12 protein-coding genes are annotated in these 15,111 nt (G+C 74.9%); 7 read left to right on the forward strand and 5 right to left on the reverse strand.

Annotated elements, in window-relative coordinates:
• Positions 1-350 precede the first annotated feature (350 nt).
• Positions 351-1,556, reverse strand: a complete 1,206-nt coding sequence (locus AB0H53_RS07070; RefSeq protein WP_362108353.1) for an MFS transporter — start codon at positions 1,554-1,556, stop codon at positions 351-353.
• Between the two features lie 47 nt (positions 1,557-1,603).
• Between AB0H53_RS07070 and AB0H53_RS07075 the strand changes: the two genes are divergently transcribed.
• Together AB0H53_RS07075 and AB0H53_RS07080 are read left to right on the forward strand one after the other, a co-directional pair.
• Entirely contained in the window at positions 1,604-3,013 is a 1,410-nt protein-coding gene (locus AB0H53_RS07075; protein WP_362108355.1) for a PLP-dependent aminotransferase family protein, read from the forward strand.
• Between the two features lie 179 nt (positions 3,014-3,192).
• Entirely contained in the window at positions 3,193-4,176 is a 984-nt protein-coding gene (locus AB0H53_RS07080) for a TIGR03557 family F420-dependent LLM class oxidoreductase (RefSeq protein ID WP_362108357.1), read from the forward strand.
• Between the two features lie 49 nt (positions 4,177-4,225).
• Here the strand turns inward: AB0H53_RS07080 and AB0H53_RS07085 are convergent, their stop codons facing one another.
• Complete coding sequence (locus AB0H53_RS07085; RefSeq protein WP_362108359.1) at positions 4,226-4,753, reverse strand: hypothetical protein; 528 nt, start codon at positions 4,751-4,753, stop codon at positions 4,226-4,228.
• A gap of 203 nt (positions 4,754-4,956) precedes the next feature.
• Here AB0H53_RS07085 and AB0H53_RS07090 point away from each other — a divergent pair, with 203 nt between their 5' ends.
• Positions 4,957-5,517: a hemerythrin domain-containing protein gene (locus AB0H53_RS07090; protein WP_362108361.1), complete on the forward strand. Its 561-nt coding sequence runs from the start codon at positions 4,957-4,959 to the stop codon at positions 5,515-5,517.
• Positions 5,518-5,632: 115 nt separating this feature from the next.
• Here AB0H53_RS07090 and AB0H53_RS07095 read toward each other — a convergent pair whose 3' ends face one another.
• The 3 genes from AB0H53_RS07095 to AB0H53_RS07105 all read right to left on the reverse strand — a co-directional run bounded on the left by AB0H53_RS07095 (position 5,633) and on the right by AB0H53_RS07105 (position 11,218).
• Positions 5,633-8,017, reverse strand: coding sequence for a SpoIIE family protein phosphatase (locus tag AB0H53_RS07095; protein ID WP_362108363.1), 2,385 nt, complete (start codon positions 8,015-8,017; stop codon positions 5,633-5,635).
• Between the two features lie 121 nt (positions 8,018-8,138).
• The gene (locus AB0H53_RS07100) at positions 8,139-10,520 is read right to left on the reverse strand and encodes an MFS transporter (protein ID WP_362108365.1); all 2,382 of its coding nucleotides are present in this window, start codon (positions 10,518-10,520) and stop codon (positions 8,139-8,141) included.
• A gap of 254 nt (positions 10,521-10,774) precedes the next feature.
• Entirely contained in the window at positions 10,775-11,218 is a 444-nt protein-coding gene (locus tag AB0H53_RS07105) for an SRPBCC family protein (protein WP_362108367.1), read from the reverse strand.
• Between the two features lie 141 nt (positions 11,219-11,359).
• On the opposite strand from AB0H53_RS07105, the gene AB0H53_RS07110 reads away from it, so the two are divergent.
• The 4 genes from AB0H53_RS07110 (at position 11,360) to AB0H53_RS07125 (ending at position 15,093) form a co-directional block, all read left to right on the forward strand.
• On the forward strand, positions 11,360-12,394 hold the full coding sequence (locus AB0H53_RS07110) for an Rv2578c family radical SAM protein (RefSeq protein WP_362108369.1): 1,035 nt from the start codon (positions 11,360-11,362) through the stop codon (positions 12,392-12,394).
• A 105-nt stretch (positions 12,395-12,499) separates the two neighbouring features.
• Positions 12,500-14,113 carry an alpha/beta hydrolase gene (locus tag AB0H53_RS07115; RefSeq protein WP_362108370.1) on the forward strand — a complete coding sequence of 538 codons (1,614 nt, stop codon included), beginning with the start codon at positions 12,500-12,502 and terminating at the stop codon, positions 14,111-14,113.
• A gap of 39 nt (positions 14,114-14,152) precedes the next feature.
• Entirely contained in the window at positions 14,153-14,566 is a 414-nt protein-coding gene (locus tag AB0H53_RS07120) for a RidA family protein (protein ID WP_362108372.1), read from the forward strand.
• Positions 14,563-15,093: a GNAT family N-acetyltransferase gene (locus tag AB0H53_RS07125; protein WP_362108374.1), complete on the forward strand. Its 531-nt coding sequence runs from the start codon at positions 14,563-14,565 to the stop codon at positions 15,091-15,093. The genes AB0H53_RS07120 and AB0H53_RS07125 overlap by 4 nt, the downstream gene beginning before the upstream one ends.
• The last annotated feature ends 18 nt before the right edge of the window (positions 15,094-15,111 follow it).

The following is a 15,111-nucleotide window of genomic DNA, read 5'->3' on the forward strand; positions in this document are numbered from 1 at the left end:
TTGTGTCCACGGGCATTCAGTCGATTGCGTTCGATGGCTTACGCAGGCGTCTTTGTGGAACGCTTGCGTGACTCGCGCAAACTCGGTCGTCTCGTCCACGACTTCCGCCGGCTCACGGCCGGCGGAGCTGAATTCTTTCTCAAGAACCGTTAACCGGCCGGCCAATGCGGGGAGTTGAGAGCATGGCAGAAAAGTTACGTCACGACGTCATAGTTTGTCCACCGATTTGCGGCCCGTGTCCTGTGACATCGGCACTGAATGTTGCGGATTGAATTATTCCGACGGGACGTCGTCTCCGGAACAGGGCACAAGTCGGCGGAGCGGGGACATTCCACCGCGCCGGGGGGGGTTCAGGAGGCGTCCGTACCGGGGCCCGGCTTCGCGGGGCGGTCCCGCCAGGCCGGCCCCAGGGCGGCGAGCATCAGGGCGGCGGTCAGGACGAACGCCCAGGGGTAACCCGTCAGGCCGGCGACCACGCCGAAGCCCACCGCGCCGATGCCCATGCCGGCGTCATAGGCGAAGTTCCACAACGCGCTGACCGTGCCGTACCCGGAGGCGGGCACACGCGCGTACATCAGCGTCAGGGTGGCGTTCTGGGTGATGCCGAAGCCGACGCCGAACAGGGCGACACCGGCCACCACCGCGACCGGGCTGTGGGTCAGCGCCGTCACCAGCATGCCCACGGCCGACACGAGCAGGCCGGGCAGGACCAGCCGGGAGGAGCCGCGCCGGTCGCCCTGGCGCCCGGCGACCCAGCGGGCGACGGTGGAGGCGGCGGGCTGCGCGAACAGCGCGACGGCCACCAGACCGGCGGACGACGACGGGACGGCGAGCGGCAGGAAGGTCACCACGATGCCGGCGGCCAGCGCGGTGCTCGCGAAGACCAGGGCGGGTCGCAGCAGCCTGCCCTCGCGCACCCCGGCCAGCACGCCGATCGCCGGCCCCGCCATCAGTTCCCGGTCCGGCAGCCACGGCACCGAGACGATCGCGGCCAGCGCGAGCGCCCCGCCGGCCACGGCCACCGGCCCGTACCCCACGTGCGCGGCGAGCCAGACGCCCAGCGGCAGCGCGATCAGCGACGGCACACCGGAGATGATGCCGACCAGCGCCAGGCCCTCACCACGGCGCTCGGCCGGGATGAGGGAGGCTGTCAGCGCCCCGCCCGCCACGACCGTGAGCGCGAACCCCAGCCCCCGCAGGAGACAGACCACCACGATCCAGGCCATGCCGGAGAAGGCGGTCAGCACCAGGGCCGGAGCGCCCAGCAGGAACAGCCCCGCCGCCAGCGCCACGCGGTAGCCGCAGCGGGTGACGAACCGGGGCGCGACCAGTTCGCCGAGGACCGTGGCCAGCATCAGCGCGCCGGTGGCCGCCCCCGCGCCGCCGCCGCCCGCGCCGGTCTCCCCGGCGTACAGCGGCACCACCGACAGCAGCAGGTAGAAGCTCGCCGACGCGCCGATCACACTCACCAGGCGCACCATCAGCGGACGCGTCAGCAACGCCGGCCGCGCCGCGGGTGGCGGAGTCGGCCCCGGGGAGTCGGTCGACATGGTCATGAGCCGACCGTACGGCCGCGGGTGGATCGCCGGTAAGCTCCAATTCCGTGCCCCTCCAGTGGTCCGGTCTGTCACCCGAACTCCTGATCGCCGTCGAGCGCGACAGCGGCGAACCGCTGCGCTCGCAGGTCGAGCGCCAGTTGCGCGAGGCCATCCGCACCGGACGGCTCAGCGCGGGCGAGCGGCTGCCCTCCTCGCGCGAACTCGCCCGTGGCCTCGGCCTCTCCCGGGGCCTCGTCCAGGACTGCTATGCCCAACTCCAGGCCGAGGGCTACCTGTTGGCGCAGGTCGGCTCGGCCACCCGGGTGGCGGCCGGGGCCTGCGGACCCGCTGCCCCCGCCCCGGCGCCCACCGCGCCCCCGCCCCTGACGGCCGATTTCCGTTGGGGCGTACCGGACTTGCGGAGTTTCCCCCTCACCGACTGGCTGTGGGCGATGCGTGAGGCGGCACGGGCCATGCCGGCCGCGGAACTCGACTACGGCGACCCGCGCGGCAGCGCGGTCCTGCGCGACGTGGTGGCCGGCTACCTGCGGCGGGTACGCGCCGCCGCGGCCGACCCCGAACGGATCGTCATCTGCTCCGGCTACGCGCAGGGCCTCGGCCTGGCCCTGCGCGCCCTGGCCCGCGACGGTATCCGCACCGTGGCCTACGAGGACCCCGGATCACCCGGTTCCGCCCGCGCCGTCGCGGCCTCGGCGGGGCTGGAGGCGGTCCCCGTACCGGTCGACCGGCAGGGCGTCGACGTCCGGGCGCTGGCCGCGACCGGGGCCCGGGCGGTCGTCGTGACGCCCGCCCACCAGTGGCCGACCGGTGTGGCGCTCACCCCCGAGCGGCGGCTCGCTCTGATCGAGTGGGCCGGCCGGCGGGACGGCGTCGTCATCGAGGACGACTACGACGCGGAGTTCCGCTACGACCGGGAGCCGGTGGGCGCGTTGCAGGGCCTGGCGGCGGACCGGGTGATCTCCATCGGCACCGTCAGCAAGTCCCTGGCCCCGGCCCTGCGCATCGGCTGGCTGCTCTGCCCGCCCTCGCTGACCCAGTCGCTGGTGGAGATCAAGCAGGTGAGCGACCGGGGCTCGCCCACCCTCGATCAGCTCGCCCTGGCGCGGATGATCGAGTCGGGCCGGTACGACCGGCATCTGCGCAGGATGCGGGCCACCTACGCGACCCGGCGGGGCGCGCTCGTGGCGGCGCTCGACGAGCACGCCCCGGACGTGGCCTTGACCGGCCTCGCCGCCGGCTTCCACGCCGTGGCCCACCTGGGGCGTTCGGCCGACGAGCGGGCCGTCGTCGCTGCGGCCCGGGCCAGGTCGGTGGGCCTGTACGGCATGAGCGCCTGCCGCGCCTCCGGCGCGACGACACCGGCGCAACTGGTCCTGGGCTTCGGCGACGTGGGCGAGCGCGCCATCACGGCCGGCATCGCCGCGGTCGCCGACGTGCTCTCGGGCCGCCCCTGAACACCCGTCGCCTGGCGGGAGAGCGGGGGCCACCGGCGAGGGGCACCGGACGGACCGCGGCGTGGTGTCCGGCGCGCGGTCAGGGGCAGAAGGGTGACCGGGCCGCGGCCCCGTTACGCCCCCGGTGCGTGCGGGGTACCTCTGCGCGGACCGGAGGCGCGCGAGGGGACGAGGAGCATATGAAGATCGGGTACAAACTGGCGTCCGAGTCGTTCGGCCCGGCGGAGCTGGTACGGCAGGCGGTCCTCGCCGAGGAGGCGGGCTTCGACTTCGTGGAGATCAGCGACCACTACCACCCCTGGCTGGACAACCAGGGGCACTCGCCGTTCACCTGGACCGTGCTGGGCAGCATCGCGGCGAAGACCGACCGCATCGGGCTGGCGACCGGCGTGACCTGCCCCACCGTGCGCTACCACCCCGCGATCGTCGCCCAGGCCGCGGCGACGATGGCGCTGCTGTCGGACGGCCGCTTCACCCTGGGCGTCGGTTCCGGGGAGCGGCTCAACGAGCACGTCGTGGGCCAGGGTTTCCCCGACTCGGTCAGCACCCGGCACGAGATGCTCAGGGAGGCGCTGGAGATCATCCGGCTGCTCTGGCTGGGCGGCTACCGTTCGTACGAGGGCAAGCACCTGCGGATCGAGGACGCCCGGGTGTTCGACCTGCCCGACGAGCTGCCCCCGATCGCGGTGGCCGCCAGCGGCCCGGTGTCGACCAGGATCGCCGCCGAGCTGGGCGACGGGCTGTTCGCCACCGAGGCCAAGCCGGAGATCGTCCAGGGGTACCGGGAGGCGGGCGGGGACGGCCCGCGCTACGCCGAGGTCCCGATGGCCTGGGCGCCCGACGAGCGCGGCGCGGCCAAGGCGGCCCTGGAGACCTCGCGCTGGGCGGTGACCGGCTGGAAGGTGATGAGCGAGCTGCCCAACCCGGTGAACTTCGAGGCGGCGACCACCACCGTGCGCGAGGAGGACATCCTGGAGAAGTTCGCCTGCGGTCCGGACCCGGCCCGGTACACCGAGGTCGCGCAGGGTTTCGTGGACGCCGGCTTCGACATGCTGGTCATGCAGAACGCCGGCCCCGACCCGGACGGCTTCATCGACTTCTACCGGCGGGAGCTCGACGGGCGGATCAGGGGCCTGCGCCCCGGCGGCGCGTCGGACCGGTGACCCCGGCCCCGGCGCGGCGCCGGCACCGGTACCGGCACGCCGTGCGGGCTCACCCCGTCAGCGCCGTGCCCCGCTTCAGGCGGACCAGCAGTTCGGCGCGGTGCAGCTCGGCCACCGGGGCGAGGAGGTCGGGGTGGCGCAGCAGCGCGGCGGCCCGCAGGTCGTGCTCGTCCGGTGCCACCAGGCGGCGGAAGTCGACCCGGACCTCCCCCAGGTGACCGGAGCCGGACAGGGCGGCCGTGGCACTGCCCGCCAGCCCCGGTGTGCCGAGCAGACAGGCCGCCCAGCTCGCGACGACCTCGTCGACCCAGGTGCGCCACGGATGGCGCTCCGGGTCGCCGGCGACGGAGCCGTCCGCCCCGGTGATCCGGTCGAGCCGGCCCGAGCCCCCGGGCCCGGCCATGGTGACCAGCGCGGCGTCCAGCTCCGTCGGATAGCGCAGCCAGGCGGCCACCGTCGCGGCCTGCCGCGCCTGGGTCTGGGCCAGCACCCGGTCCAGCGCCCCGCCACCGGACGGATAGGCGCGCGTCAGCCACTGCGCGGTCGCCGCTATCAGCGGGGTGAGGTCTGCGGGCACTGCTGGTCCGTCCGGGTGCGAGGCGGGTGCGGCCAGCACCGTACCCCGGGGCCGGCCACCGCGGAATGGCCCAGCTCACGGCGGAGCGGTGACCGCCGGCACCGCCAGCGACACGCTGAGCGAGCACCAATACGCGAAGCGTGACGGCGGCGGAGTTTGATGGTGATACGGAAAGCCGACTTCCCCCGCGAAGGAGCAAGGACATGGGACACGGCGGAGACGTCATCGACGAGCTGACCCGGGACCACGAGGAGGTGGAGGAGCTCTTCACCAACATCGAGGAACTGCCGTCCGGCGACCCCATGCGCAAGCGGTACGCGGACCAGGCCACCATGGAGCTGGTCCGGCACGCGGTCGCCGAGGAGGAGTACCTCTACCCGGCGGTCAGGGAGCACATCGTCGGCGGTGACGCGCTGGCGGACAAGGAGCTGAACGACCACACGGCCGCCGAGCGGACCATGAAGGACCTGGAGAGCTGCGAGGCGGACGACCCGCGCTTCGACGTACTGATGAGCAAGCTGATGACGGAGATCAGGGCGCACGTCCTGGACGAGGAGGACAACCTCTTCCCACGGCTGCGGAACGCCTGCTCGGCCGAGCAGCTCGAGCGGCTGGGCGAGAAGGTCCGGCAGGCCAAGAGGACGGCGCCGACCCGCCCCCACCCCGCGGCCCCCGACCGGCCGCCGGCCAACAAGCTCCTCGACCGGGGCGCCGGGCTCGTCGACCGGCTGCGCGACGCGATGTCCGGGCGCGGCAGGAGCTGAGCGGGGCGTACCCGGCCGGGCGCCGACCGGCGCGCCACCGCCCGGGGCGCCACCGCCCGGCCCGCCGGCGGACCTCCGGCGCGTACCGGGGTACGGCCGGGCACGGCCGGCCCGGTCACGCCCTGGGCAGCGGCAGCCGGAACCACACCGAGGTACCGTCACCGGCCCGGTTCGCGCCCCACTCGGCGGCCCGGCCGCTCACCAGCCGCAGGTCCCGCCCGCGCTCGTCCCCCGGGCCCGTGCCCAGCAGGGCCGGCGGGGTGTCCCCGTCGTCGGTGACCTCGCACAGCAGCACGTCGGTCCGCACCAGGCGCAGTTCCACCGGCCGGGTGCCGGAAGCGTGCCGTACCGCGTCGCCGACGACCTCGCCGACCAGGAGCTCGACGGTGCCGCCCAGCGCCTCCAGGCCCCAGGCGGCGAGTTGTTCCCGCACCAGCCGGCGGGCGCGGGGCACCTGCCCCGGTTCGGGGTCCAGCTCCCAGCGGGCGACGTCACCGGGTGGGATGCCGTTGAGCCGGGCCATCAGCAGGGCGACGTCGTCCTTGCGGCCGCCACGGGCACCCAGGGCCCGGACGATGGTGTCGCAGGCGTCGTCCATGGAGGCGGCGGGGTGGGCGGCCGACGCGCACAGCGTGGTGAGCCCCACCCCGATGTCCTCGCCGCGCATCTCCACCAGCCCGTCCGTGCACATGACGAGCCGGTCGCCGGGCGCGACGGGCACCCGTACCGTCTCGAAGGGCACCCCTCCGACGCCGATGGGGGCGCCGGTCGGCAGGTCGAGGAGGCGGCTGCGCCCGTCCGCCGCCCGGACCAGCACCGGCGGCACATGGCCGGCGTTCGCCAGCAGCAGTTCGCCGCCGACCGGGTCGTACACCGCGTACAGGCAGGTGGCGAGGTAGTGCTCGCCGAGCCGCTGCGCCAGGTCGTCGAGGTTGCGCAGCAGTTGCGCGGGCGGCAGACCGAGGGCCGCGAGGGTCTGGACGGCGGTGCGCAACTGGCCCATCATGGCGGCCGAGGTCAGCCCGTGGCCCATCACGTCCCCCACCACCAGCGCGGTCCTGGACCCGGGCAGCTCGACGGCGTCGAACCAGTCGCCGCCGACCCGGCCCAGCAGGGTGCCCGGCAGGTAGCGGGTGGCGGTGTCGCAGCCGGCCGTGCGCCGGGCGGCCTTGGGCAGCATGGCGTCCTGGAGCAGGTCGGCGACGCTCTCCTGGTACGTGTACATCCGCGCGTTGTCCAGGACGAGCCCGGCCCGCGCGGCGAGTTCGGAGCCGGTGACCCGGTCCATGTCGTCGAAGACGGGGCGCCCGGGGCCGCGCAGCAGGATCATGAAGCCGAGCACCGCGTCCCTGGCCTTGAGCGGCACCACCAGCATGGACCGGCCGCTGATCAGCGGCCGGATGTCGCGCTTCTCGAACCGGGCGGCGATCCGTTCGGCCAGTTCCTCGCCGATGCGCGGGACCAGGACCGGTTCACCGCTGGTCACGCACTGGAAGAACGGGGTGTGCACGGGGAAGGGGAGGGACTCGCCGACCGGCACCACGTCGTCCCAGCGGCCCGGCTCCTCGGTGTGCTCGACGGCGACCCGGTGCCACAGGGTGGTGGCGTCGGGTGGTCCGTCGGGGAACCCCTCGCCCGCCACCACCTGCTCGCGCAGGTAGGTGTCCGCGACGTCGGTGAACCGGGGCACCACCGCCGCGCCGACCTCCTGGATCGTGCGGGCCAGGTCGAGCGAGGAACCGATGCGGCCGCTCACCTCGTTGAGGAATTCGAGCCGCTCGCGCACGGCGGCGTACTCGAGGTCCGCCTCCCGCTGGGCCGGCCGGTGCCGCGTGCCGCCTCCCGCCCGGCGGGGCACACCCCAGTCGGGGGTGACCGGCAGCCGTTCGTGCCGGCTGAACTCCACCACCGGGTAGCCCAGTTCCAGCACCTGGGAGACGACCCGGTCCGCCGTGCGCCCGTCCATGCCCGGCAGGATGCCGGGGAGCCGCCGGGCCATGTCGGAGTGCCCGGGGAAGTCGGTGTGCAGGGCGAAGCCGGGCGCGATCCGCTCGCCCTCCCCGTCCTCCCCGTCCTCCGGTCCGGCGGGCCCGTCGGCGCCGGCGAACCGAGTCGCGTCCGCGGCCAGGACGAGCAGCCGTTCACGTCCCGGGCCGACCAGCGGGTAGGCCCACCACAGCACGTCGGTGCGCTCGCCGCCGGGTCCGGACAGCCGGGCGCGGCCGGCCGCCGGGTAGGAGGTGCCGCCGCTCAGCGAGGTGTCGAGCCCGGGCAGGTCGTGCCAGGGGTCGCCCCGGTCCTCGGCCAGGGCGCCGGAGACGGGCAGCAGTTCGACGGCGGGCTGCCCGACCGCTGCCCCACCACCGGGCCCGAACAGCAGCCGGGCGCCGTCCGACCAGTGCGACACCAGGCCGTCGTGGTCCACGACGACCAGTGCCAGCGGAGTGCCGGCCGCCGCCGGGGACGGCTGCGGGAGCGGCTGCTCGGCGCCACTGTCCATGGGGTCGGGCTCCTTCCCCGCCACGGGGACCCGCGGCTGTGTCACCACGGTACGACCCGCGCGCCGTTGTGCGCCGGGGGTCCGGGGAATCGGCCGACCGGAGAACGGAACTGACGGCCAATCAGTACCCGTGCCCGAGCCGGAGATCGCGTTCGGTGCCCCCGCCGCCCGCCACCTGCAGGACGGTGGCGACCGGCGGGTACCCGGCCGCGATCAGCGTGTACTCGCCCGCTGAGAGGTCCGCGAAACGGAATGTGCCCTCGGGGCCCGTGGTGAGTGTGTGGACCACATTTCCCACCGCGTCCAGCAGCGTCACCCGCGCGTCCTCGACCAGCCGGCCGCCGGGGGCCCGTACCGCCCCGCACAGCATCGCCCCGCCGGTCAGCTCGACGTCCTGCCGGGTCTCGCGGAGGGCGTCCACCTCCACCGGCAGCGCGGCGGGCCGGAAACCGGGGGCGCCGGCCGCCAGGGTGTACGCCCCCGCCACCAGGCCGGTGATCACGTATCCGCCCTCGCGTCCGCCGCGGGCGCCGGCCACCACGTCACCGCGTCCGTCGGTGAGGGTGACCGTCGCGTCCGGCAGGGGCGTGCCGTCGGCGGCGCGGACGGTTCCGGCGAGCCGCCCCACGCCGCCGAGCACCACGTCGAGCTCGGCCGGCCGTTCGCCGGCCGTCACCGTGGCGGCCTGCGGCCGGTGTCCGCCCGCCGCCGCGACCAGGACGTACGCCCCGCTGCCGGGCGCGCTCAGCGCGTACCGCCCGTCGTCCCCGCTCGTGGCCCGCCCGACCTGCCGGCCGTGCCCGTCGATGAGGGTGACGGCGGCGAGCGGTACGGGCGAGCCGTCGGGGTGGCGGACGGTGCCGGACACCGGGACCCCGAAAAGGGGCCCGGGCGCCGTGCTGGCCGACGGGACGCGGAGGGTCGCCGGCGGTCCGCTCCGGAGGAACAGGGCGAGGACCAGGCCCAGTGCGAGCAGCGCGGCGAGCAGCAGCAGGATCCCCGGCACCGTCCCGGCGTACGCCTGGACGTAGCCGTCCCGCAGGGCGGCCGGCAGGGTGTGCGCCGGCCGGGCGGCGTCCGCGGGGCCGTCCAGGGCCCCGGGCGGCAGCTCCGCTCCGGCGGGCGCCCCGCCGGGGAGGGTGCGGGCGAGGCGGTCGGCGAGGAGGGCGCCGCAGGCGGTGGCGCCCAGGCAGCCGCCGAGCTGGCGGAAGTAGTGGTGGGCGACGGTGGCGCTGCCGGCGTCGGCGGCCGGCACGGCGTCGCGGACGGCCAGGACGAGGACCGGCAGCGCCAGGCCGACACCGGCGCCGAGTACGGCCTGCCAGGCGCCCTGCTCCAGGCGCGGAGCGCCGGCGTCCGTCCGGGACAGCAGCCACATGCCGGTGGCCGCGGCGGCGCAGCCGAGGACCGGGTGGAGCTTGTGGTGGCCGGTGCGGCCGACGAGGCAACCGGACAGGACGGCGCCGACGGCGACGCCGCCCGCCAGGGGCAGCGTCAGCGGATCCGGCCCGGCGGCGCCGTCGGGGGGGACGGCCCGGAGGAGGAGCGGCAGGCAGCCGGCGGCGGCGAACAGCGCGGCCCCGAGGACGGCGCCGGTCACGCCGGCCAGGACGAACACCCGGTCGCGGAAGAGCCGCAGCGGGACGAGGGGCTGGGGCGCGTAGTTCTCGACCACCATCAGCAGCAGCAGGGTCCCGGCGGCTCCGCAGGCCAGGCCCGCGACCTCCCGGGAGCCCCAGGGGTACCGCGTACCGCCCCAGCCGGCCAGCAGGACCAGGCAGGTGGAGGCGGCGGTGAGCAGCAGCGCGCCCAGGATGTCGAAGCGTCCGGGCACGGCCGGTCGGGACGGCTTCGGGCCGGTCGTCCGCAGCGCGGCGGTGACCGCGGTCAGGGCGAGCAGGGTGAGGGGGACGGCGCCGTGGAAGCACCAGCGCCAGGAGACCTGGCCGGTGAGGAGGTGGCCGAGCGGCGGTCCGGCGGCGGAGCCGAGGCCGAAGGCGGCGCAGACGAGCCCCGTGTACCGGCCGCGTGCCCGGGCCGGGACGATGTCCGTGATGATCGCCTGGGCGCCGACGACCAGACCGCCCGCGCCGATGCCCTGGAGGGCGCGGAAGGCGATGAGCTGGTCCGTGGTGCGTGACCAGCCGGCCAGCGCGGAGCCGGCCACGAAGACGGCGGCGGCGAACTGGAAGGCGCCCTTGCGGCCGCGGAGGTCGCCGAGCCTGCCGAACAGCAGGGCGCCGACGGCGGTGGCCAGGAGGTGGGCCGTGGTGGCCCAGGGCGGCCGGCCGGGCCCCCGGGGCCCGTCGGCGGCCCCGGGGAGCGCGGTGACGGCGATCATCTGCTGGAGCGCGGCGAGCAGCAGCGCGAGCAGGAGACCGGCCGCGGCCAGGCGTACCCGGCCGGGTCCGGGCGGCACGGCGCGCGGGGGCGCGGTGGCCGGTTCGCCGGGGGGCGGTGGCGCCGCCTGCCGCCCGTTCTGCACCAGCGAGAACCCGCCCACGAAACCGCTCCCCTCCGTCGCGTCTGCGCGGCGCCATTCTTCGCGTCGCGCACTCGGACGGCGCAACCCGGACATGGTGACCGGCGGGGGGCGCGGGAGACGACGGCGGGTGCGCCCGGAGTCCCGTTCGGGGCGTTCATCAGGGGGTTCGACGGAAATCCCCGGCGCGTCCGGTACGTCCCGCGCGCCGGGGGGCCGTCGGGAAGACCACCCGAACCGGTGACCGCGGCCGTGGCCGCCCGGTGGTCAGCCGGTCACTTCTCGACCTCGGCGGCCAGCTTGGCGAGCACCTCGTCGTAGATCCGCCCCAGGCCCTTGGGGGCGAAGGTCCTCTCGAAGAAGCCGCCGATACCGCCCGCGCCGTTCCAGACGGTGGTGACGACGGCCCTGGAGCGGCCCTCCCCGGCCGGGGTGACGGTCCAGGTGGTGACCATGGAGGAGTTGCGGTCCTTCTCCACCAGCTCCCCGCCGGTGGGCTCGGTGACGTCCAGCAGGCAGTCCCGGACGCGCTTGCTGGTCGCCTGGAGCTTCCAGTGGACGACGGTGCCCTGGCCGTCGCCGCCCTCGCGCACCTCGTACTCGCTGAAGTGCTCGGGCAGCAGCTTCCGGCGGGTGTCCCGGTAGTCGGCCAGCGCGTCGAACACCGTCTCCGCGTCCGCCGCGATGACCCGCTCCGTCGTGGCCTCGACCTGCGCCATGCCCTGCCTCCAGCACTCGTTCCTAAGGGGAGCACCAGCCAACCACCTGCGCCGGCCGGGCCCAAATCCCCGGAGGCGATCATGGGAACGTTTGTTCTATTCTCTGCTCCAGTGCCGCCGAGGAACCACCGAGGAGACGTCATGCGCTGGGACAACCTGAGTGAGAACCCCGCCGTGGCCGCGGATCCCGTGCTCTTCGGCGCGGACGCCGTGACCACCCGCACCTTCGACACCCCCGAGTTCCGGGGGATCACCTTCCACGAGGTGCGGGCCCGTTCGATCGTGAACCGGGTGCCGGGCGCCTCGCGCATGCCGTTCGAATGGACGGTCAATCCCTATCGGGGCTGCACGCACGCCTGCGTGTACTGCTTCGCCCGCAAGACGCACGGCTACCTCGACCTGGACACCGGGACCGGCTTCGACTCACAGATCGTGGTCAAGGTCAACGCGCCCGAGCTGGTCCGCCGCCAACTGGCCTCACCGCGCTGGCAGGGCGCGCACATCGCGATGGGCACGAACGTCGACTGCTATCAGCGCGCGGAAGGCCGCTACCGGTTGATGCCCGGGATCATCGCCGCCCTGCGCGACCACGCCAACCCGTTCTCCGTCCTCACCAAGGGCACCCTCATCCTCCGGGACCTGGACCTGCTGCGGCAGGCGGCGGAGGTGACCGACGTGGGCATCTGTGTGTCCGTCGGCTTCACCGACCACGAGCTGTGGCGGACCGTCGAGCCGGGCACTCCCCCGCCGGAGCGCCGCCTGGACGTGGTCCGGGAGCTGACCGGCCACGGCATCGGCTGCGGGGTCCTCATGGCGCCGGTCATCCCCTTCCTGGGCGACCACCCCGACCAACTGCGGGCCACCGTCCGCGCGATCGCCGCCGCCGGAGCGACGTCGGTGACCCCCTTGGTGCTGCATCTGCGGCCGGGCGCGCGGGAGTGGTTCATGGCCTGGCTGGGCCGCCACCACCCGCACCTGGTGCGCCGCTACGAGCGGCTGTACGCGGACGGCGCCTACGCGCCGAAGTGGTACCAGCGCCGGATCACCCGGCAGGTGCACGAACTGGCGGACGAGTTCGGCGTGGGCCCGGCACGGCGGAGTGTGGCCCGGCGCCTCCCGGCCCCGCCGCCGGGGGCGGCCGGTGCCGCCGGGGGCACCCAGCTGACCCTCCTCTGAACGGGTCAACTCTGCCGCACCCATGCCCTCCCGGGCCGGAATGCGGGGACGATGCGCCGAGGGCTGTGTCCCGTGCAGTCCCGTTCCGCCGGCTCGGGAGGCCGTATGCAAAGACGCGCAGGGGCACTGATCGCCGCCGGGGCGCTGGTGGCGGGCGCGATCGCGGCGGGTCCGTCGGCCGCCGAGCCGCGCACCCCTTCCCTCACCTGGAAGGGGTGCGCCACCAAGCAGTACCCCAAGCTCCAGTGCGCCTCGGTGCGGGTGCCGCTGGACCACGACGAACCGGGCGGTGAGGGGATCACCCTCGCGCTCTCCCGTATCGCGCACACCGCGAAGACCTCGCAGGGCCCGCTGCTGGTCAATCCGGGCGGCCCCGGTGGCAGCGGCCGGTCGATGGCCGGATTCGTCGCCGCCTCACTGCCCGCGAAGGTCGCCGCCCAGTACGACATCGTCGGCTTCGATCCGCGCGGCGTGGGGGCGAGCCGGCCGGCCCTCGACTGCCGGCCCGGCCACTTCGCGCCGCCGCGGCCCGATTCCGTACCGGCCGACCAGCGGGCCGAGCGGGAGAACCTGGCCCGGGCCGCCTCGTTCGCCCGGGCCTGCGGCGACAAGTACGGCCCCCTGCTGCGGCACATCGACACCGTCAGCACGGCCAAGGACCTCGATGTGATCCGGCAGGCCCTGGGCGCGCCCCGGATCAGTTACTTCGGCTACTCCTACGGGACCTACCTGGGCACGGTCTACGCCAAGCTCTTCCCGCACCGGGTACGGCGCCTGGTGCTGGACTCCGTCGTCAACCCGCACGGCGTCTGGTACGACGTGAACATCGCCCAGGACTTCGCCTTCGACGCCCGCCACAAGGCGTTCCTGGCCTGGGTGGCCAAGCACCACGACGTCTACCGGCTGGGCAGCGACCCGGCGAGGGTCGAGGCCCGCTGGTACGCCATGCGCGCCGAGCTCCGGACCCGGCCGGCGGGCAAGCGGGTCGGCCCGGCCGAGTTGGAGGACACCTTCCTGCCCGGCGGCTACTACAACGGCTTCTGGCCGGTTCTGGCGGGGGCGTTCTCCGCCTACGTGAACGACAAGGACCCCGCGCCGCTGGTGTCGGCCCATCAGGGGCTCGCCGCGCACGACGCGTCGGACGACAACGGCTACTCCGTCTACGCGGCGGTGCAGTGCCGGGACGCCGGCTGGCCGCGCGACTGGGGTGTCTGGCACCGGGACAGCTGGGACGTGCACGTCAAGGCGCCCTTCTCCACCTGGAACAACGCCTGGTACAACGCGCCCTGCGCGTTCTGGCCGGTCGAGTCGCTGACCCCGCCGGACGTCACCAACGACGACCTGCCGCCGGTGCTGCTGTTCCAGGCCACGGACGACGCGGCCACACCCTTCGAGGGCGGGGTCGCCGTCCACCACCGGCTGCGCGGTTCGAGCCTGGTCGTCGAGCGGGGCGGCGGCAACCACGCGATCACGCTGGCCGGCAACGCCTGCCTGGACCGGCACCTGGCCAGGTACCTGGAGACCGGCGAGGTGCCGCGCGGCGGCCGGAACGGCGGCGCCGCCGACGCGGAGTGCGCTCCGGCCCCGGAGCCGGAGCCGTCGGCGGGCCGGGCGGCCGGTGGGAAGCCCGCCGGGGTCACGGGCGGCGGGACGGACCCGGCCACGGGTGGCAGGACGGGCGGTGCGGTACCGCAGGGACTGCTGGGCCACGTGAGGTGACCGGCCGCGCTGTCAGTGGCCTGCGGCAGGATGTGGCGCATGACGACGCACCTCACCCATCTGCGCGCCCCTGACGGCGTCTCCCCCGGTTCCGGCTACAGCCATGTCGTGTGGGGCACCGGCCGGTTCATCGCGATATCCGGGCAGTGCGCCATCGGCCCGGACGGTGAAGTGGTGGGCGAGGGCGACCCGGGGGCCCAGGCCCGCCAAGTCTTCGAGAACCTGCGCCGGTGCCTCGCCGCGGCGGGCGCCTCCTTCGACGACGTGGTGAAGCTGACGTACTTCGTCACGGACGTCGCCCACCTGCCCGCGGTCCGGGCGGCACGTGACGAGGTCATCGACACCTCCCGCCCGCCGGCCAGTTCGGCGGTCCAGGTGACCGCGCTGTTCCGTCCCGAACTGCTGGTGGAGACCGAGGCCTTCGCGCTCGTCCCGGTGGACCCCCGACCATGACCGCGGCACCGGTGCGGGTGCGCCGGATGACCGAGGACGACTGCGCGGCGGTGGCCGAGGTCCGGGTGCGCGGCTGGCAGACCGCCTACCAGGGGCTGCTGCCCCGCTGGTACCTGCGGGCGATGAGCGTCGAGGCGGACACGGAGGTGCGCCGCAGGCACCTGGCGGAGGCGGGCGCCCGGGTGGTCGATCTGGTCGCGGAGCGGGCCGGTTCGGTGGTCGGCTGGGCCTGCCACGGCCCGTACCGGGCGGACGAGGGAGCTGCCGGCGACGGCGAGCTGTACGCGGTGTACGTCCGGCCGGACCAGGTGGGCACCGGTGCGGGACGGGCGCTGCTCGCGGAGTCGGTGGCCCGGGCGACCGCCGCCGGGTACCCGGCCCTGCGGCTGTGGGTCCTGACGGGCAACACCCGGGCGCGGTGCTTCTACGAGGCGGCCGGCTTCGCCCCGGACGGCGCGGAGGAGCCCTGGCAGGTGGCCGGGACCACGCTCATGGAGCTGCGTTACGCCCGGTCGCTGCGCCCCTGAACCGCCCCCCGGCGCCGG

It is taken from the genome of Streptomyces sp. NPDC050856 (genome assembly GCF_040653855.1).
In the GTDB taxonomy this organism is placed as follows: domain Bacteria; phylum Actinomycetota; class Actinomycetes; order Streptomycetales; family Streptomycetaceae; genus Streptomyces.

What these genes read in the sequence shown, in the direction of transcription:
- AB0H53_RS07110 (WP_362108369.1), top strand. Translation starts at nt 11,360, where the DNA reads ATGCGCTGGGACAACCTGAGTGAGAACCCCGCCGTGGCCGCGGATCCC.
- AB0H53_RS07080 (WP_362108357.1), top strand. Translation starts at nt 3,193, where the DNA reads ATGAAGATCGGGTACAAACTGGCGTCCGAGTCGTTCGGCCCGGCGGAG.
- AB0H53_RS07115 (WP_362108370.1), top strand. Translation starts at nt 12,500, where the DNA reads ATGCAAAGACGCGCAGGGGCACTGATCGCCGCCGGGGCGCTGGTGGCG.
- AB0H53_RS07090 (WP_362108361.1), top strand. Translation starts at nt 4,957, where the DNA reads ATGGGACACGGCGGAGACGTCATCGACGAGCTGACCCGGGACCACGAG.
- AB0H53_RS07120 (WP_362108372.1), top strand. Translation starts at nt 14,153, where the DNA reads ATGACGACGCACCTCACCCATCTGCGCGCCCCTGACGGCGTCTCCCCC.
- AB0H53_RS07105 (WP_362108367.1), bottom strand. Translation starts at nt 11,218, where the DNA reads ATGGCGCAGGTCGAGGCCACGACGGAGCGGGTCATCGCGGCGGACGCG.
- AB0H53_RS07070 (WP_362108353.1), bottom strand. Translation starts at nt 1,556, where the DNA reads ATGACCATGTCGACCGACTCCCCGGGGCCGACTCCGCCACCCGCGGCG.
- AB0H53_RS07125 (WP_362108374.1), top strand. Translation starts at nt 14,563, where the DNA reads ATGACCGCGGCACCGGTGCGGGTGCGCCGGATGACCGAGGACGACTGC.
- AB0H53_RS07095 (WP_362108363.1), bottom strand. Translation starts at nt 8,017, where the DNA reads ATGGACAGTGGCGCCGAGCAGCCGCTCCCGCAGCCGTCCCCGGCGGCG.